15 protein-coding genes are annotated in these 18,646 nt (G+C 63.2%); 4 read left to right on the forward strand and 11 right to left on the reverse strand.

All coding sequences use genetic code 11. The features are described 5' to 3' along the window. Positions 1 to 3 precede the first annotated feature (3 nt). The 9 genes from pldA to AC1DYD_RS09545 form a co-directional block, all read right to left on the reverse strand. Positions 4 to 852: a 4-pyridoxolactonase gene (gene pldA / locus AC1DYD_RS09505; RefSeq protein ID WP_478172490.1), complete on the reverse strand. Its 849-nt coding sequence runs from the start codon at positions 850 to 852 to the stop codon at positions 4 to 6. A gap of 98 nt (positions 853 to 950) precedes the next feature. Then, complete coding sequence (locus AC1DYD_RS09510) at positions 951 to 2,012, reverse strand: cytochrome P450 (RefSeq protein WP_478172491.1); 1,062 nt, start codon at positions 2,010 to 2,012, stop codon at positions 951 to 953. A gap of 212 nt (positions 2,013 to 2,224) precedes the next feature. Next, the gene (locus AC1DYD_RS09515; RefSeq protein ID WP_478172492.1) at positions 2,225 to 3,595 is read right to left on the reverse strand and encodes an MmgE/PrpD family protein; all 1,371 of its coding nucleotides are present in this window, start codon (positions 3,593 to 3,595) and stop codon (positions 2,225 to 2,227) included. A gap of 114 nt (positions 3,596 to 3,709) precedes the next feature. Continuing rightward, positions 3,710 to 4,480: an SDR family NAD(P)-dependent oxidoreductase gene (locus tag AC1DYD_RS09520; protein WP_478172493.1), complete on the reverse strand. Its 771-nt coding sequence runs from the start codon at positions 4,478 to 4,480 to the stop codon at positions 3,710 to 3,712. Between the two features lie 20 nt (positions 4,481 to 4,500). Beyond that, positions 4,501 to 5,406, reverse strand: coding sequence for an SDR family NAD(P)-dependent oxidoreductase (locus AC1DYD_RS09525; protein WP_478172494.1), 906 nt, complete (start codon positions 5,404 to 5,406; stop codon positions 4,501 to 4,503). After that, on the reverse strand, positions 5,375 to 6,877 hold the full coding sequence (locus tag AC1DYD_RS09530) for an aldehyde dehydrogenase (protein WP_478172495.1): 1,503 nt from the start codon (positions 6,875 to 6,877) through the stop codon (positions 5,375 to 5,377). Before AC1DYD_RS09530 ends, AC1DYD_RS09525 begins: the two co-directional genes overlap by 32 nt. 39 nt (positions 6,878 to 6,916) lie before the next feature. After that, positions 6,917 to 7,504 (reverse strand): YbhB/YbcL family Raf kinase inhibitor-like protein, encoded by a 588-nt coding sequence (locus AC1DYD_RS09535; RefSeq protein ID WP_478121676.1) that lies wholly within the window; start codon positions 7,502 to 7,504, stop codon positions 6,917 to 6,919. A gap of 7 nt (positions 7,505 to 7,511) precedes the next feature. Next, on the reverse strand, positions 7,512 to 8,261 hold the full coding sequence (locus tag AC1DYD_RS09540) for an SDR family NAD(P)-dependent oxidoreductase (RefSeq protein WP_478172496.1): 750 nt from the start codon (positions 8,259 to 8,261) through the stop codon (positions 7,512 to 7,514). Positions 8,262 to 8,320: 59 nt separating this feature from the next. Beyond that, the gene (locus tag AC1DYD_RS09545) at positions 8,321 to 8,902 is read right to left on the reverse strand and encodes a hydrolase (RefSeq protein ID WP_478172497.1); all 582 of its coding nucleotides are present in this window, start codon (positions 8,900 to 8,902) and stop codon (positions 8,321 to 8,323) included. A gap of 272 nt (positions 8,903 to 9,174) precedes the next feature. Here AC1DYD_RS09545 and AC1DYD_RS09550 point away from each other — a divergent pair, with 272 nt between their 5' ends. The 4 genes from AC1DYD_RS09550 to AC1DYD_RS09565 all read left to right on the forward strand — a co-directional run bounded on the left by AC1DYD_RS09550 (position 9,175) and on the right by AC1DYD_RS09565 (position 14,981). Then, on the forward strand, positions 9,175 to 10,032 hold the full coding sequence (locus tag AC1DYD_RS09550; protein ID WP_478172498.1) for an NAD(P)-dependent oxidoreductase: 858 nt from the start codon (positions 9,175 to 9,177) through the stop codon (positions 10,030 to 10,032). Further along, complete coding sequence (locus AC1DYD_RS09555; protein WP_478172499.1) at positions 10,016 to 12,133, forward strand: hydantoinase/oxoprolinase family protein; 2,118 nt, start codon at positions 10,016 to 10,018, stop codon at positions 12,131 to 12,133. Before AC1DYD_RS09550 ends, AC1DYD_RS09555 begins: the two co-directional genes overlap by 17 nt. Further along, the gene (locus AC1DYD_RS09560) at positions 12,130 to 14,244 is read left to right on the forward strand and encodes a hydantoinase B/oxoprolinase family protein (protein WP_478172500.1); all 2,115 of its coding nucleotides are present in this window, start codon (positions 12,130 to 12,132) and stop codon (positions 14,242 to 14,244) included. The genes AC1DYD_RS09555 and AC1DYD_RS09560 overlap by 4 nt, the downstream gene beginning before the upstream one ends. A gap of 86 nt (positions 14,245 to 14,330) precedes the next feature. Next, positions 14,331 to 14,981, forward strand: coding sequence for a TetR/AcrR family transcriptional regulator (locus AC1DYD_RS09565; protein ID WP_478172501.1), 651 nt, complete (start codon positions 14,331 to 14,333; stop codon positions 14,979 to 14,981). A gap of 376 nt (positions 14,982 to 15,357) precedes the next feature. On the opposite strand, the gene AC1DYD_RS09570 is transcribed toward AC1DYD_RS09565, so the two are convergent. Both AC1DYD_RS09570 and AC1DYD_RS09575 read right to left on the reverse strand, forming a co-directional pair. Next, complete coding sequence (locus tag AC1DYD_RS09570) at positions 15,358 to 16,104, reverse strand: SDR family NAD(P)-dependent oxidoreductase (RefSeq protein ID WP_478113827.1); 747 nt, start codon at positions 16,102 to 16,104, stop codon at positions 15,358 to 15,360. Positions 16,105 to 16,182: 78 nt separating this feature from the next. Further along, positions 16,183 to 18,639, reverse strand: a complete 2,457-nt coding sequence (locus AC1DYD_RS09575) for an efflux RND transporter permease subunit (protein WP_478172502.1) — start codon at positions 18,637 to 18,639, stop codon at positions 16,183 to 16,185. Positions 18,640 to 18,646 lie beyond the last annotated feature (7 nt).

Raw genomic sequence — 18,646 nt, forward strand, 5'->3', positions numbered from 1 at the left:
GCCTCACACGTAGGCGTAGGGTGCCTTCTGGTACGACGCGTAGCTCTCGGGATCGTGGGAGTAGAACAACTCCGCGTCGTAGTGCCGGGCCAGATCCTTCAGACGCTGCATCGAGGCGCGCGCCTGATCGTTGTTGCGGTTTCCGGCCTGGATGCACATCATGTCCATGCTTTTCTTCGAGTAGCAGGCATCGGCGGTGAACAGCATCGGTCGGCGATGGGCCAGCTGGACCATCAGGCTGTAGTGGCCGGCGGTGTGCCCGATGGTCTCGAAGAGGTAGACGCCCTTGACGATTTCCTGGTCACCACTGAGCGTTTCTATGCGCGGCGTGTAGAGATCGAACTCCGCCGCCTTCACCTTGGCGCCGATTTCTGCGGCTTTCCAGGCGGCATCCTCCTCGCGCGCCGAGAGGCGGAAGTCGCGCAGATGCGCGGCTGCGCTGGTGTCCGAGTAGCCGAGGGACTCGTGTTCGGTGGGGAAACGGAAGGCCTCGATCTCGCAGCGATGGCAGACGGTGGTCGCCTGCTTGAAGTGCTTGTTGCCGCCGATGTGGTCGATGTGGTAGTGCGAATTGATCACATGCGTAACGTCCACCGGCTTCATGTGCAGAAGGTCGAGCTGCCCTGGGATGGTCTGGCGTTCGGTCTGCAAGGGCTGCGTGAAAGGCGCCGTCTTGCAGGTGTGCTCCAGGTCGAAGCCGGTATCGAACAGGAACTTGCCGTCCGGATGGTCGACCAGCACGCCATAGACGGGGAAGCGCTGTTCGCCAGTCAAGCCTGCGTCGAGGAACAAGTAACTGCGATCGAGGACCATCGAGCCCGCGTCGAGCAGATACACCTTGGTTTCTTTCATGGCCGTTTCCTTTAGCTGTTGTGCGAATCCATAAAACTGACACCTTGACAGTTTTCTGCTGAATCTTGTGAGCTATAGCACCCAGGGGACGCGACGCGTCAAGGCTGCGACGCCGTGCCGGGCAGGTCCCAGGACAGCGGCAGGCTGCTCAGCACCAGCGCCTCGCTGCAAACGGCCTGGACCTTCGCGCCCGCGGTGATGTGGAAGTCCGGAATCCGGCGCAACCATTCTTCGTAGGTGACGCGCAGCTGCTGGCGCGCGATGTTTGAGCCGATGCAGCGGTGCGGCCCACCGCCAAAGGCCATGTGGGCATTGGGCGCCCTGTCCGCGTCCGTGGCGAGCGAGTCGGCGAAGGCGCGCTCATCCAGATTGACCAGGGGTAGCAGCAGGATCACGTTGTCGCCCTTTCGCATCGGCACGCCCGCGAAATCGATGTCGCGGGTGACGAATCGGTTGGTGCTGATCTGGCTGTAGCGCCGCAGCAGTTCTTCAATGGTCTGCGGGATTGCCGAAGGATCCTTCACCAAACGCTGGCGCAGCGGCACGTCGAGGGCCAGGTGGCGGAAGTGCAGGCCGAGGGCGCCGGCCACGGTGTCCAGACCTGCCAGCAGGAAGAAAAAGAACAGGCCGAAGATCTCCTTCTGGGTCAGGGGCCTGCCGTCGATGCGCGCGTCCAGCATCAGGCTGATCAGGTCGTCGCCGCGGTCGTTCATGCGGCGCGCGATCAACTCCTTCTCGAAGGCCATCAGCCATTCGATGCCCGCTTTTCGTTTGGCCGCGTCGTAGCCGCTGTGCAGGATGCGACGCACATTGCCCATCACGTCCAGCGTCTCCGGCACCGAGATCCCCAGCAGGTGGCTGAAGATGCCCGCCGGCAGTTGCGACGCAAGAACGCAGAAGTCGACCCGCCCGTCTTTCATGGCCGCCTCGATCACGCCGATCGTGTGCTTGCGCATGTGGGCCTCGAGCGTCTTCGTACGCGCGGGCGAGAACAAGGGGTTCAACAGGGCGCGAAACTTGCCGTGATCGGGCGGGTCTGCCTCCACCGGATAGGCCAACCATTCCTCACCGCCCAAGGCCCGGTCGAACCCGGCGATGTGACGGCTTGAAAAGGTATCGGGATCTTGCAGAATGGTCTGGACATCGTCGAGCCGGGTCACAACCCAGTTGCCCCACTGCGGATCACGCGCCGTGCGCCGAATGTAGAAGATGTCGGGCTCGCCCTGAAAGCGCTCCTTGTAGTCCTTCTGCGGGTCGTCGCCGACGGTGATCTGGTAGACGTCCACGTCGCGCACCAACTCCGGTGGTACGTGGGACGGCACTGCGATCGCAGTGGGATCGAGCATCGTGTTCGTCATGGTTTCCTTGCCCTTCAGGCAGTCAAGAGTTCATGCAGGAGCGACGACCGCTCCATGTCTTCCAATTGATCCACCGCCTGCATGATGAGCCGCGCCGTGTCGTCATCGATCAAGCCAGACACCAGGCGCTTGAACTTGTCGGCCAGGTCGGCATCGGAGGCGGGGTTTTCTGCAAAGCCTCGCGGGGCTCGCTGGTGGTATTCGAAACGCTCACCGCCGCGCAGAAGCACCGACACTGTGGCACCCAGCTCGGGCGTGCCGGGTTCAAAGGTGATGGCATGCGGCGCCACCTTGTCGGCGATCGCCAGAATGGCCGGGTCGGTCCAGGACTGTGGGTTCAGGTAGAGGTCGAGGTCGTTGCGCTGCTTCACCACGCGCAGCGCAAGGCTGAAGGCGAGGCTGAACTGCGCGCCAAGGCAATCGGTGGGGTGCACGATCGCGGCGCCGTGGGGGATCGCCCAGGCCGCCAGTCCCACCTGGATCTCCTGCACGTCCTCGGGCGCAAACCGGTGCTCCCGCATGATCTCGGTGAGCGCGTTCAGCGCCGCATGCACAGTGCCGACCGCCGGGTAGAGCTTGAACATCGTGTCGAGGATGTGGAACTGGCCTTGCCAGAACCGCTCGATTTCCGGCGGCTTGCCGTTGCCGAACAAACGGTACAGGCCGCGCTTGCCCTCGAAGACTCTGGCCGGACCGGTCATGCCCAGTCGCGCCAGCAAGGCTGCCTGCACGCCGGACCGCGCAGCCGCACCGGCATGCACGCGCTTGACCTCGCCGCCGCTCTGGTCGTACTCCATCATCCCCGATGCTTCGCTGGCGGCCACGCTCAAGGCCTGCGCGGTCTGTTCCACGTCGAGGCGCAGCAATTTGGCCGCCGCTGCGGCGGCGCCGAACACGCCGCCCACCTTCGTGCCATGCCACCCCAGTGCCAGCGTGCCGTGGTGAATGGGTCCTACCGACGCGGCCTGCGCCTGGTAGCCGGCGACCACTGCGGTGATCAGGTCCTTGCCGCTGGCGCCTTCACGCTCGGCCAAGGCCAACGCGGCCGGAATGACGCACACACCTGGATGGCCACAGTGGAAGTGGCTGTCGTCGAATTCACAGCTGTGGCCAAAGGTGCCGTTCACATAGGCCGCGTAGGCCACCGAGGTCTTCCTGGCTTGTCGCACCACCGTGGCCTCGGGGCTACCCCCCATCGCATGCACCAACAGGCTCACCGGCTGCACCTGCGGCAAGGTCGAGCCGCGCATCTGCACGCCCAACTGGTCGAGGATGCATTGCTTGGCCCGCTGCACCACCACCGGCGGCAAGTCCTCGTACTTCAGCTCGACGACCCAGGTGGCGAGCCGTCGGGCGATCGTGTCTTGGTCAGGCGTATCTGTCATGGACTCTCGTTGACTTCAGGGTTTGCGCGGAAGGCCTAAGTGCCAGCTTGCGCAGCGGCAGGCCACGACCTCGCCCGCGACACCGCATCGGAAGTGCGCAAGACGACGGCTAGGTCATGCCAAATGGCGGGGATGCCCCAGCAGCGAGTTACCGCCGCTGTAGTTGAAGATCTGCCCCGTTTCGAAGAACTCGTCGCGAGCCAGCATGTAGACCATCGCGGCGATGTCCGAGGGCTGCGTGATGCGACCGAGCGGCGTCAGATCGACGAAGCTTTTCTCGAAGGCGTCCGGATCCGCGCCGTAGTTCCGGATTCCCTGGCGCGAGAGATCGGTAGGCACCAACGATGGAATGATGCCGTTGATGCGCAATCGCTTGTGGCGGTATTCGAGCGCTGCGCCTTGCACGACACGATCGCCCGCGCGCTTTGAAGCCGCATACCCGACGATCCCGGACAAGGCGTCGTATGCCGACAATGACGAGATGTTGACGATCGCGCCGTCGTCGACGATGACTTCGGCGACGAGCTTGATGAACATGGCGGGTCCGATGAAGTGCATCTTCGCCATGAACATTAGGTGTTCGTCGGTGAAGTCCTTGAACGGCACGCGGGGCGCGACGCCCGCGACGTTGACTGCGATGTCCAGTCGGCCATGAACACTGCGCGCATGGGCGACCAGCGCCGCCAACTGCGCGGAGTCCGTGATGTCCGCCTCGAAGGCGGAGCCACCCAGATCCGTGGCCAGATTCCCCAATGGCACCGCGCCCAGACCGGAGACGACGACGGTGGCACCTTCGGCCGCCAGGCGACGGGCGACCGCTTCGCCCATGCCCCCGGCGGTCGACGCGCCCAGCACTATCGCAACCTTGTTCAGAAGATCCGGCATGGTGGTTCCTGTTTGCAAGCTCACACCTTGGTCGGCGTGCGCTTGTGGAAAGGCTGGGGCCCGTCGGGCCATTGGCGCTTGATGGAATCAGCACCTTCGGCGTATCGCTTTTCCACCAGGTCGGTCGAGAACGGATGCGTCCAGATGAAGAACTCTTCTTCCCGCATCCCCTTCGTGACGAGTTGGCCGACGTGCTCAGCGCTCATGCCGTATTCCCTCAGCGCCGCCTGGTTCTGGTCGCTGCCGGCGAACGAACTGCCGAGCTCGGGCGGACGATTGCGTCCCGCATCCCACAGGTCGGTGTTGATGATCCCCGGGCACAGCACGCTGAAACCGATGTGCTCACCGTATTCCAGCCGGAATGCGTCGGTGAAGCCCAGCACGGCGTGCTTGGTGGCCACGTAGGTGGCAACGCCTTTGGTCGGTGTGCCCACCGCGTGGTGCGAGGCCGTATTGCAGATCCAGGCGCGCGCGCCAGCCGCGAGAAAGCGTCGGCCGAAGGCGCGGCAGCCGTTGAACACGCCGTAGACGTTGACTTCGAACTGCCAACGCAAGTCTTCATCGGTGGTATCGAACCCCGCGCCGGTCTTGATGACACCCGCGTTGTTGCACAGGATCTCGACGTGCCCGAGTTCACACCATGCGAATTCGGCCAGCTGCTCGAGGGCGTCAGCCCGGCGCACATCGCAGTGGAACGAGCGAGCCTTCACGCCCTTCGCTTCAAGCTCCGCGCACACCTCGCTGGCGCGCTCCATCTGGACGTCCGCAACGACGATGCCGCTCGCGCCGGCCTCTGCCAGTGCCAGCGCAATGCCGCGGCCGATGCCGCTGCCTGCGCCCGTGACGACACACCCCTTCTGTTGAATTTCCATGACGTCTTCCTGTTTGATCGATTCAGTTCCGCATGACGAACGGATGGTTGGCATCCGGCTTGCCGCAGATCCATACCGTCTTGGTCTGGAGCCATTCTTTGATGGCTTCCACACCGCCCTCGCGTCCGAGGCCACTGTGCTTGTAGCCGCCGAAAGGCGTCGAGGTGCCCCCGACGCGATAGGTGTTGACCCACACCGTGCCAGCCTGCAACCGCTCCGCGGCGCGCATGGCCCGGCCGATGTCGGACGTCCAGACACCCGCCGCCAGTCCGTATTCGGTGTCATTGGCAATGGCGAAGGCTTCTTCCTCGGTGTCGAACGGGATCACTGCGAGCACCGGGCCGAAAACCTCTTCGCGCGCAATGCGCATCTGGTTGTGCACGCCAGTGAAGACGGTCGGCGCAATGAAGCGCCCCCCCTGCGCACCTGCCCCGGTGTACGGGCCTCCGCCCAACACGCAATTCGCGCCCTCGCCCTTGGCGATCGCGATGTACTGCAGCACTTTTTCGTATTGCGGCGGCGTTGCCACCGGCCCCACATGGGTGCCCGCAGCCATGGGGTCGCCGATGCGGGCCTCGCCCGCGATTTGCACCAAGCGCTCGACGAATTGATCGTGGATGGAGCGCTGCACCAAGAGGCGCGAGCCCGCGATGCAAGTTTGGCCGCTGGCAGCGAAGATGCCGGCGATTGCGCCGATCACGGCAGCGTCGAAGTCCGCATCCTCGAAAACAATGTTTGGTGATTTGCCACCCAACTCCAGTGCCACGTGCTTGAAATGACTCGCCGCCGCCTCGTTAATCCTTCGGCCGCCCGTTTCCGAGCCTGTCATGGCGATCTTGGCGACGTCGGGGTGCGCCACCAGCGCGGCACCCGCCTCATGGCCGAAACCCGTTACCACGTTGACCACGCCCGCAGGAAAGCCGGCCTGCGCGAACAGCTCGACGAACTGCAACGTGGACGCCGAGGTGAACTCCGAAGGTTTGATCACGACCGTATTTCCGGCGGCAAGCGCCGTCGGCAACTTGTGCGCGAGCAACAGGAGCGGGGAGTTCCACGGCGTGACCAGCGCCACGACACCCAGCGGCTCGTACCGCGTGAACGTCAGCATGTCGGGCTTGCCTGTCGGGATGACCGCACCCTCGACCTTGTCGGCCAGGCCACCGTAGTACCGGAACCATTCGGAAACCAGCCGCATTTGCGGCAGCATCTCAGCAAGGAGCTTTCCATTGTCACGCACTTCGGCCGCCGCCAGATGCGCGGCGTTGGCCTCCACGAGATCGGCCATCTTCAGCAACATGCGTCCGCGTTCCGCCGGCTTCAGTGCGTTCCACGGTGAAAGCGCCTGGCGCGCCGCTTCGACGGCCCGGTCGACGTCCGGCGCGGTGCCGCGGGCAATCCGCCCCCAAACACGGCCGGTGTAGGGATTGTCAGTGGGGATGTACCCGCCGCCGCAGGCTTTCTCGCGGCGACCTCCGATGTGAAGATCGAAGGTCTCAAGCGCTTCAGTAGTGACAGTCTCTTGCATAGATGTTGATCGTTTTGTGGCTACGCGGCGAACGGAAATTCAGGCTCGCTCGTACACACCTTCAAGCACACCCTTGGCAATGACCGAACGCCGCAGCTCTTTCGCGAGTGAACGGCGGCTTGGGGCCGAGCGGAACGGCAGCGACCGGTCGAGGGCGAAGATCTGGAACAGGTAGCGGTGCGGGCCGTGTCCGGGCGGCGGGTCCGGCGGTGTATAGCCGAGACCGAAAAGGCCGTTGCGGCCCAGCCGGAAGTCCGCGGCGCCATCGGTTGAGGCGCCAGCCTTGAGGTTGCACGCTCCCGCAGCAAGTTCACCGTCGCATCCCGGCAAGCCCCAGGCGACCAGGTGCACGAAAGGTGATGGCGTCGGACTGTCAGCATCCTCGATCAGGAGGGTGAGACTCTTCGTGTTTGCAGGCACGCCATGCCATGCCAGCGCGGGCGAGATGCGCTCGCCATCGGCGCTGTGTTGGCGCGGGATGTTGCCACCACTCGCGAAAGCACTGCTGGCGACAACGATGCTCGACGGAACCCCCGCCAACGCCGGGTCGTGGATCATTGTCTTGCCGATGCCGGCGCGCATGCCGCGAAGCATGCGCCCGATCCATCCGGGAAAGCCGGCCATCATGATCGTTCTACGACAACATCACGCCGCCGTCGACCACGATTTCAGCCCCCGTGATGAACGATGCGTCGGGCGACAGCAGGAACGACACGGTCTTGGCGATCTCGATCGGCTCACCCATGCGCTTCATGGCGGTCAAGCCGGCAATGACATCCGTGCGTTCCTTGTTGCCACGCGTGAGCGGCGTGAGGATCGGGCCTGGCGACACCGCATTGATGCGTATGCCACGCGTCGCATATTCGAGCGCCACCGAGCGGGTCAACCCAAGCGCCGCGTGCTTGCTGGCGGTATACGCATCCAGCCGGCCCAATCCGAGGTGCGCGTAGATCGAGGCCGTGTTGACGATCGCTCCGCCGCCTGCCTTCTCGATCGCCGGAAGCTGGGCCTTCATGCAATAGAAGATCCCGTCGAGATTCACGCCCATGACCCTGCGCCATTCATCGGCGGTCACGTCAGGTAGTGCATCGAACTTGCCGCTGATGCCGGCATTGTTGGCTGCGTAGTTCAAGGCGCCGAAGTCGTGAATCGCGCGGTCGACGATGGCCTGGCATTGCTCCAGCACAGACACATCCGCACACATCGCCACAGCCGTGCCGCCCTGCCCGCGAATCGCTTGAGCCACCGTTTCGGCGGCGTCGGATTGAATATCGACGACTAGCACCTTGGCACCCTGCATGGCAAGGTCCTGGGCTATGGCTTCGCCGATTCCTCCACCGGCACCCGTCACGATCGCCACCTTGTCTTGAAACGTACCTGGCACTGTTTTCTCCTGCTGTTGAATTGGTTCTGTTCGAGCGAGTGGCGCGCTACGCGCTGCCCTCAGCGCTCGTTGATGGCGGCAAGAATCTGGCTCGCGCTGCGAACCCGGCCGATCATCGGGAAGATGGTCTTGACCGCGAACGCATGCAGCTCTTCCGATACGCTGGTGATCGCATCCTCGGCGAAGACGAGCTGGTAGCCCAGTTCATGAGCGGCACGTGCGGTGGACTCAACGCCCATGTTGCTGGCAATGCCCGCCAGCACCACTGTCTTTACACCGCGGCGGCGCAGTTGCAGGTCCAGTTCAGTGCCGTGAAATGCATTCCACTGACGCTTGGTGATCACGATGTCGCTGGCCACGATGCCGAGGTCCGCAGGCAGGTCTGCCCAGTCTGCAGGCAACCCCCCGGCGGGCATCGGCAACGGCCGGTCGACCGGCTGATGCAGTGCATCTGAAAAGTCGGCGGCCCATGAAACGCGCGTCACGGCGACGGGGTACCGGGCGTTCCTGAAGGCTTGCGCCAGTCGCGCACCGTTCTCCAGCACTGCGTCCGCAGGATGCGGCGCGAGCGGGAGACGCAGGATTCCTGATTGCAGATCGACTGCCAGGAACGCGGCGTCGTGAAGCTCCAGAGCTTCCATAAATTACCTCCACTTGAAAAGAACAATGAATGGATTCGACAGCCGCTTCGCCCCTTCCGGAATCAACTTGGCGGCAGTCCCTGAGCCTAGCATAATTGATTGATCGTCATTTGTTAGTTAGGGTTTTCGATAGGCGAAAGAATGGTTCGTTCCTTGCCTCACCAATGGACGATCCGGAAGAGATCGGCTAAGCTGCGATCCACACAAAGCTGACTATTAGTCATTTATGAACTTTCATCGATCTACTGTTTGTCATTCATGGAGACAAGTACATGGCACTGAAGATGGGATTCATAGGGCTGGGCAACATGGGCGAGGGCATGGCTTCGAATCTGGCCAAAGCGGGGTTCCCGCTGACCGTGCTCGACATTCGACCGGAGCCTGTCCAGCGGCTCGTCGAACTGGGCGCCACTGCGGCGGCCGATGTCTTCGAGCTTGCTTCCCGCTCGGACGTCGTCTGCCTCGCGCTTTTCGACGAGACGCAGGTGCGCGAGGCTTGTTCGCCGCAATCCGGAGCGCCGGGCCTGCTGGCCGGCATGAGGCCCGGGGGAATCATTGTCGTTCACAGTACGGTGCCGCCACGCCTGACGCAAGAGCTGGCCGAGCAAGCCAGGGCGTGCGGCATCTATGTTCTCGACGCTCCGATGACCGGCGGAGGCGACACCGCCGCCCGCGCGGGCAAGCTGACCTTCTTTGTCGGAGGCGATGCCGCCACACTGGAGATGGCACGTCCGGCCCTCGCTGCGATGTCGCAGAACCAGTTCCACGTCGGCGACGTGGGCGCGGGTTCCACGACGAAAGTCTTGAGCAACTTCCTGGCCATCACGAACACGCTGGTGGTGCGCGATGCCTTGCGGCTTGCACGCGCCGCCGGCATCGATGAGACGAAGTGGTTGTCGGTGATCAACGCCGGCGCCGTCGGGTCCAGTTGGGTGAGCAACAACTGGTTGCTCATCCGCGCGCAAGGAGAGGCCTACACCACGGGGCAGGCCGGCATGGTTGCCATGGCATCCAAGGACCTGCATCTCGCGAGGGCGCTTGCCATCGAATTGGGCACGTCGATGCCCACGCTCGACCACCTGATCGACCAGTCCTTGCCCGGCCTTCAAGACCATGGCCTCACATACTGAAGCGGCCGCGCGCCTCGACGGTCGCAATGGGCCGGCTCCGTCCGGCCAGTTGTGCATCGGAGTCGATGTCGGGGGCACCTTCACCGACATTGTCCTTTCGGACGGGCAGCAGGTCTGGCGGGCCAAGGCGGCCTCCACGACCGGGGCATTGGGCGGCGGAGTCATCGCCGCGTGCCGGTTGGTCGCAGATCGGGCTGGCCTGCCCTTGGAAGCGATGCTCGAACGTGTCGAGCGATTCGGCCTCGGGACGACAGCGGTCACGAACGACATCGCCTCTCGCACCGGACGAAAGGTGGGTCTGATCACGACGGCCGGCTTCGAAGACATGGTGCCGATCGCCCGCGTCCGGCGCGTACCCTGCGACGGCTGGCTGGTGCCGCCGGACGGCTTGATCGACCGCGACTGGATCATCGGTGTGAACGAACGCATCGACCGCGACGGGGACGTCCTGAAGCCGCTGGACGTCATGCAAGCTGTGACGGCAGCCAGGCGCCTGCGGCAAGAGTTCGGCGTCGAGGCACTCGTCGTTTCATTCCTGTGGTCGTGCGTCAACCCTTCGCACGAGGCGGCCGCGGTCAAGGCCATCCAGGAAGCGCTGCCGGACATGGCCGTGCTGTCCGGCGCGGCGCTGTACCCGGTGGCACGCGAATACGAGCGCACGACTTTCGCGCTGCTCAATGCCTACACATCCGGCTCCCTGAGCGGAATCGACGAACTAGTCGTGGAACTTCGCCGACTGGGGCTTCAGCGCCCTCCACTGCTCGTGCATTCCGGCGGAGGCTCGATCACGGTCGCCGAAGGCCGCGCCACGCCCGCTGTGCTGGCCGAGTCGGGTCCCGCCGCAGGCGTGGTCGGCGCTCTTGCGGTCTGCCGCGCTGCGGGCGTCAAAGACGCAGTTGCCTGCGACATGGGCGGGACCTCATTCGACATGGCCATCATCCGCAGCGGCGAACCCATGCGGCGCGTGCGCGGCGAACTGATGGGTGTCTGGACCGCCATGCCGATGGTGGACATCGAGTCTGTCACCGCCGGCGGTGGTTCGATCGCGTGGGTGGACCCGCTCGGCTTGATGCGCGTGGGGCCGCGCTCCGCCGGAGCATACCCCGGACCCGCCTGCTATGGACGCGGCGGCACCGAGGCCACCGTGACCGATGCCTTGGTCGTGCTCGGCTATATAGACCCGGCGCGCTTTCTCGGTGGCGACATGGCGCTCGACGAATCGGCGGCCCTTGCCGCCTGTAAGCGACTGGGCGACAAGGTGGGTACGGATGCCCGTCAGACGGCTTGGGGCATCCATGAGATTGCGAGGGTAGAGATGGTCCGCGCGCTGCGCGCCCAGTTTGCGCAGCGTGGACTGGACCCGGCTGCGCACACCATCGTGAGCATGGGCGGGTGTGGCGGATTGTTCAACGCTGCGATCGCGCTGGACCTCGGCGTAAAGCGCGTCCTGGTGCCTGAACTGACATCGGTCTTGTCGGCGTTTGGAGCCGCCAATGCGGACATCCGGCGCGAGCGCAGCCGCAGCGTCGCCCTGACGCTGCCGTGCGACCCGCAGGTCGCCGAACATCACCTGTCCGGGTTGGCCCGGGCCGTCGAGACCGATCTCGAGGCCGATGGAATCGGCAAGGATGAGCGCTCGTTGAGATTCGAAGTCGACCTTCGGTTCATGCGCCAGCAATGGGAATTGACGATGGACTGCACCGACGGCCTGGACGCAGCGCAACAGCAGCGTATCGCCGAAGCGTTCAAGGCCGAGTACGGCCGCCGCTATGGGCAAGGCTCGCTGATCAGCGGCACGCCCGTCGAACTCGTGGCGATTCGTGCCATCGGATGCGGGCGAACCGTGCGCGCCGAGTTGACAACGAATGCGGCAAGGAATGTCTCCGCTTCACTGCCCCTCCTGGGCACACGGAACATTCACCGGGGCACCCAATCGCCGGCCATGGAGGTCAAGGTCGTCGATGGCGCCAGGCTCGTTGCCGGACACACGCTCGAAGGGCCGGCACTGATCGACAGCCGTGACACGACGCTATGGATTCCTTCAGGCATGCGCGCGGTAGTCGATGCCTTTCGAACAATCAACCTGGAGACGACCGTATGAACGCCGCCGTACAACGTGAGTTCGATGCGATCGAACTCGAGGTGCTTCGCGCCCGGCTTCAGGCCATGTCCGAAGAAGGTGCAATGACCATCGAGCGCACGGCGTGTTCGCCGACGATCGCGGAGTCGCGCGATTGCTCGTGCTCGCTGCTGGACGCTGGAGGAGATCTTATTGTCGGTGGCGGAGCGGTCGCGCATCACTTCGGCGCATGCAGCCACGCGGTGCGATACACCCTCGCAATGCACGGCGACACCATTGCACCCGGCGATGTCTTCATTGCCAACGACCCGCACAACGGCGGCGGCCTGCACTACATGGACGTCGTCGTGCAGCGGCCCATCTTCCATCTCGGCAAGTTGATCGCCTGGGTGGCGAACTCCGGCCACATGATCGATGTGGGCGGCATGACTTTCGGCTCTTGGTCACCCGCAGCGACGGAATGCTTCCAGGAAGCATTGCGCCTGCCGCCGGTGCGGCTGTTCCACCAAGGCATTCAGCAACCGGACATCTGGGCGATCCTGCGCAACAACATTCGCGTTCCGCAACTCGTGGAGATGGACATACGCAGTCTGGTTGCTGGTTGCCAGGTCGTGCATGACAAGATCGTCGCCTTGGCCGATAGCTGGGGGGCGGACCGCTTCACCTCAGGCGTCCGGTCTCTGCGCAGCATTGTCTTGCGCGAACTGAAACGGCGGATTTCATTGCTTGAAGACGGTGTCTACCGGCTCACGACGTGGACCGAATGGGGCGACGAGCGGTTCAAGGTGCCGTGCGCATTGACAATTTCCGGCGAAAGCATGGTGTTCGATTTTGAAGGCGCCGCGCCGCAGTGCTCGCACTTCTTCAATACCAAGCCGCACATCGTCAAGTCGATCCTCGTCAGCGACGTTACAGACGTCCTGGCGCACGACCTGCCGCTGTCTGCCGCAATGTTCGATGCCATCGAGGTCCGTTGCCCACCAGGCACGGTCGTCAATGCCGCTCCCCCCGCGCCGACAGCGTCAGCGCACTTTGACGTGGCGCTGAACGCCAGCATGGCGGCGCAGCAGTGCGTGATGCTGGCCATCGCGATCTCGGGCGAGCAGGCGCCGGGGCGGCACCTGCTTTCCGGTCCGGTCGCACCGTCGTGTATGGGCTTGCACACATGGGCCTACCGCACACCTGCCGGCGCCCAGGACGGATGGCTCATGATCGATGGCGCTATGGCCGGTGGATCCGCCGGCCATGACCGCGATGGCTACGACCTGTTCAGTTTCATGGTCGCGCGGAAGGCCATCATCGAATCCATTGACGTCGAGTCCTTCGAACTCCGCTACCCCGCGCTGGTCCTCGAAAAGCGCCCGCGCGTGGGTTCGGAGGGCGCCGGCGAACACCGCGCCGGCGCTGGATGCCAGATGGCCTACAAACCGCACAAGACATCGTCGTGGACCGGCGTCATGCTCGGCATGCGCGAACGCTTGCCGCTTCCCGGCTTCGCGGGCGGGCGGCCCGGGGCCAACACCAAGTTCTCACGACGCGACGCGAACGGAACGCTGCATGACGTATCGGGGCACGAAGGCGCGCTCATTGTGACAGAGGCAGACACTTTCGAGTTCCGTCTGGGATCCGGCGGCGGGTTCGGCGACCCTCTGGCGCGCGACCCGGCGGCCGTCTTCAGGGACCTGCGACAGGACCGCATCAGCAATGACGAAGCCTGTTCGATCTATGGTCTCGTGCTGAACGAGCGCGGTACCGTGGATACCGATGCGACCGCAGCGCGGCGCTCCAGACTTCAGCTCGATCGCCTCGAGAACGCCCTGCCCGCTCCGAAGCCCCTCAGCCGACTGGACACCCTAACGATGGCTAGACGCGGGCGTGGCCGGTTGCTCTATCCCGGCGTCGAGCACCACGATGGTACTGCGTATGCCGTCGGCAGCGGAACACCATTGTCCTGCGCGCCTGACGCCTGGATCGAGGGATGCCCACGGCTCGAGGAACATCGCGACGGCCGCGTCGTACTGCGCAGCTACCTTGATCCTGGCAGCGGGCGATTGCTGATGGTCGACGTGACGCTGGAAGGCGAGCCCTGTACGGTGGAATCCAGTCCTCATCACTGGCGGTGTCCGGTATAAGCCGAAATTGTCCAACCCGTGTCAGTGCCCAACCCAGCACTGATTCGCTGATAATCAGTCATCTTTTGTTGAGGATTTCCAAGACCATGAACGAAGCCGATTCGACGACAGTGGTACCCCGTCAGAATCTTTACGGCCAGAAGATCGGTCGCAAGGGCGCTGAAACGCGCGCTCGGCTCATGAAGGCAGCCGAAAATCTCCTTGAGAAGCGCTCGATCATGGAGTTGAACGTCGCAGACATCGCGGCGATGGCGGGGACCTCGTCAGCGTCGTTCTATGTTTACTTCGACGATGTCAACGAGGTCGTGCTAGCCGCGGCACAAAACATACAGCAGATCACGCCCGAGATCGAGACATTGCTCAGCAGTCCTTGGACCCAGGAGGATGCTTCGACCAAGGCGCTCGCGCTGGTGAAGGCTTACGTGGCGTTCTGGCAAGAGCACCAAGCCATCCTTCGGATTCGCAATCTGGCTGCTGACGAAGGGGACAAGCGCTTTGAAGAAGTACGTCATGCGTCGGTTGAACGACTGCACACGTTGCTGGAACAGCGCATCAAGGAAGCTGACAACGGCCTGGAGTACGCATCCGGGGCATCGGCGGTCCTCGTCCTCATAGAACGCGTGGCGGCGATCGTGCGCTTGCCTCTGCGTCGACGCCATTCGTCTCGCACTCAACTTTTGCAGTCCGCAGCGTTCATGGTCGCGCACGCGCTCGCACCTAAGCTCAAGCCGCGTTGATGCTCGAGTGAATCCGGATCTTTCTGTGCCCTTCGGATAGCTTTGCACTCGCCCTCCGCGCAAGGCGTGTACTGCGGGGCCTCGCCATATCAAGGTCCATCCTGAAGGGCTAAACGGCTAAAGGTCGGTGGGTTGCAGGCTAACTCCTGCTAACCAGGAGCTCGATAACACAGCGCCAATGGAAGCCGCCTGCACCATTGGCGGAATTCCCGCGTTGTCGCCTTGCGAGAGCTCCCTGTCGATGAACAACCCGGCCTGCATTGTTGGCAGCAAATCCGATCGCTCGAAAGCCTACCGGAGTTCATACCCGCCAGACACGAAAAATCCCTGGGGTCTGTTCGCTGAACCGCCGCTCGACAGAAGCGTGTTGTGGGGACTACTTGGCCTGGAAGCCCCCATCGATGCTGAGGACGTGCCCGGTAACAAAGGAGGCCTCATCCGAGAGCAACCATGCGATGCCGTTGGCGATCTCACGCGGCTCACCCATCCTCCCCATCGGATGCATAGCGGAAATGGTGGCCTCGTCATATTGACCCAGCGCGATCTGCCCCTCGATCAGATCTGTCTTGATGGCGCCGGGTGCCACGGCGTTCACCCGGATGTTTTGTGTGGCGTAGTCGAGCGCGCTTGACTTTGTGAGACCCACAACGGCGTGCTTTGTCGCAGCATAAGTACCCGCCCAGGGGATGCCGTTGAGCCCGGCAATCGATGCGACATTGACGATGGCGCCGCCGCTTTGCTGGCGCATTTGCTGCAACTCATACTTCATGCAGAAGTAGAGGCCCATCACATTCGTCTGGAGCATGCCCTGGAAGGCGCCCGAATCAGACTCGCCAACCACCTTGTTCTCGTTCGAGATGCCGGCGTTGTTCACCGCCATGTCAAGACGGCCATGATCGCGAACGACTTGATCGATCAGCTTTCGCACCGAAGCCTCATCATTGACATCAGCCTGGGCAAACGATGCCTTGCCACCGGCCGCCTCGATAGCTTTGACTGTCTCAAGGCCCTGGCGCTCACGTCGGCCGCTGATGACGACCGTGACGCCCCTGCTGGCGAGTAACAACGCGGTCTCTTTTCCGATTCCACTGGCACCACCGGTAATCAATGCGACCTTTGTCATGAAAGCTCTCCTTTAAAGCGTTGAATGAACGCGTTGGCACCGGCACGCCCGAGCGCGCGTCTGCGGCGAATGTGATCATCACGACCCGGTCAGGCTTCGACAGCGAATTTTCAGCGGAACAGCGCCGGGCGAAGGGGCGAGATGTTTCGTCTGCAGCAGGAAGTGCGACAAGGCCGGGATCAACAGTAGTGCGCCGACCATGTTCCACAGGAACATAAACGTCAGCAAGATGCCCATGTCCGCCTGGAACTTGATGGGAGACCATGCCCACGTCACAACGCCCGCTGCCAGCGTCACACCGACCAATGCCACCACCTTGCCGGTGAAGCTCACAGCGTTGCGATAGGCCTCACGCAATGGCACGCCGGCGCGTTGCTGTGCGAGTTGGACGCTGAGCAGGTACAAGGCGTAATCGACGCCAATGCCAACACCCAGCGCAACAACAGGCAGCGTCGCCACCTTCACGCCGATGCCAAGCATGACCATGATCGCCTCACAAAGGATGGATGTCAGTGCCAGGGGCAGCACCGCCACCACGACGGCACGCCAGCTGCGGAAGGTGATGAGGCACAGCACCACCACGGCGGCATAGACCACCAGCAGCATCGTATGGTTTGCCGCAGCCACAGCACTGTTCGTGGCTGCCTCGATGCCCGCCGAACCGGCGGCGAGCAGAAACTGCCGGTCAGCAGTGCTATGGGCTTCGCTGAACTGTTCGGCGACGTCTACCACCTGCTTCAACGTGGTCGCCTTGTGATCGCCGAGATAGGCCACCACGGTTCCGCGGCTTCCGTCGCCGTTGATGAACTCGGGGCTATTGGTTTTCAGGTCGTAGGTGGCCTGTGCCGTGACTGCCGCCTCACGATTGATCGTGAGCCACTTCGGATTTCCCTCGTTGTTGCCGTAGGTGGCAAAGCGGGCCAACCGGGCTGCGGAAGACGTCGTCTGCACATCCGGCAGGCTGCGAAGCGCCTGCTCAAGGCGGTCTTCCTCGATCAGCGTCTGGTAGGTGCTCATCCCATCCACAGGCGTCTTCACGATGACTGCAAATACATCACTCGACAAGCCGTAGTGCCCGGTGGTATAGGCGTTGTCGCGGTTGTAACGTGAGTCGGCGCGCAGTTCGGGCGCGCCGGCATCAAGATCGCCGATCTTGAGGTTCAGGCTGACCACGAAGCCCGTGACTGCCAGCAGGGCCGAAATTGCGACGGTCCACGTGGCCAATCGTCGCTCAGTGAATCGGTCGAGCAACGACCAGATCCTGGAGAGCCCCGTCAATCGCTCACCCTCCGGCGTTTCCGCACGCAAGCTGCGTTCGGCGGCCGCGCAGCTGACGCCGATGTAGGAAAGCATCACCGGCAGCAGAAGGAGGTTGGTGAAGATCAGGACCGCCACGCCGATGCTGGCGGTCATGGCCAGTTCGCGGATCACGGGAATGTCGATGGCCATCAACACGCCAAAGCCGACGGCGTCGGCAAGCAGCGCCGTGATGCCGGCAATGAACAGGCGCCGGAAGGTGTACCGAGCTGCGACATAGCGATGGGTGCCGCGCCCGATGTCCTGCATGATGCCGTTCATCTTCTGCGCCCCGTGCGAGACGCCGATGGCAAAAACCAGGAATGGCACCAGGATCGAATAGGGGTTCAGCACAAAGCCGAGCAAATGTACGATGCCCAGTTGCCACACGACGGCGACGAGCGAACACGCCAACACCAGCACCGTGCTGCGCGGACATCGGGTGTAGCCATAGAGCAGGATCGCCGCGATGACACCGGCGACGCCAAAATAGGCCATAACCTGCATCAGGCTGTCGATGAGGTCGCCCACCAGCTTCGCAAAGCCGATGATGTGGATGCGTACACCCTCCGACCCCTGCGATCGCACCTTCTCCTCAAGGGCATGAGACAGCGCGGCATAGTCGAGCTGTTTGCCAGTGGCCGGGTCAGTGTCGATCAGCGGCACGAACAGCATGCTGGATTTCTGATCGTTGGCGACGAGATTGCCGACGATGCCGGCCAGCTCGACATTGCGCTGGAATTGGCCGATGGAGGTGGCCGAGCCGTCGTAGTTCGGCGGCATGACCGGACCACCGCGATAACCTTCTTCGGTGATCTGGGTCCAGCGAACGGCAGGTGTCCACAGGGACTTCATGAACGACCTGTCCACGCCGGGGATCAGAAATACCGTGTCATTGATCTTGCGCAGGGTCTCGAGGTAGTGTGGGTCATAGATCGTGCCTTGCGTGTTCTCGACCACGATACGCACCGAACTGCCAAAGCCGCCGAGCGACGCCTTGTTCCCAAGGTAATTTCGGATGAACGAATGGGAGCGCGGCAACGTGTTCTCAAAGCTCGCATTGACCGACAGACGCGACGCCTGCCAGCCGAGCAGCACGCTGACAACGAAGCAGAAGGCCATGATCAGGAATCGGTGGTTGAATACCATCCGCTCAAGCCAGTTTCCCGAACGCCGGTCGAACTGGGCCGGGTCCGCGATGATGGGCATCGCGCCGAGATCTGCAACAGGTAGGGTCATGGCGTCG

It is taken from the genome of Variovorax sp. P4_B11 (assembly GCF_056402355.1).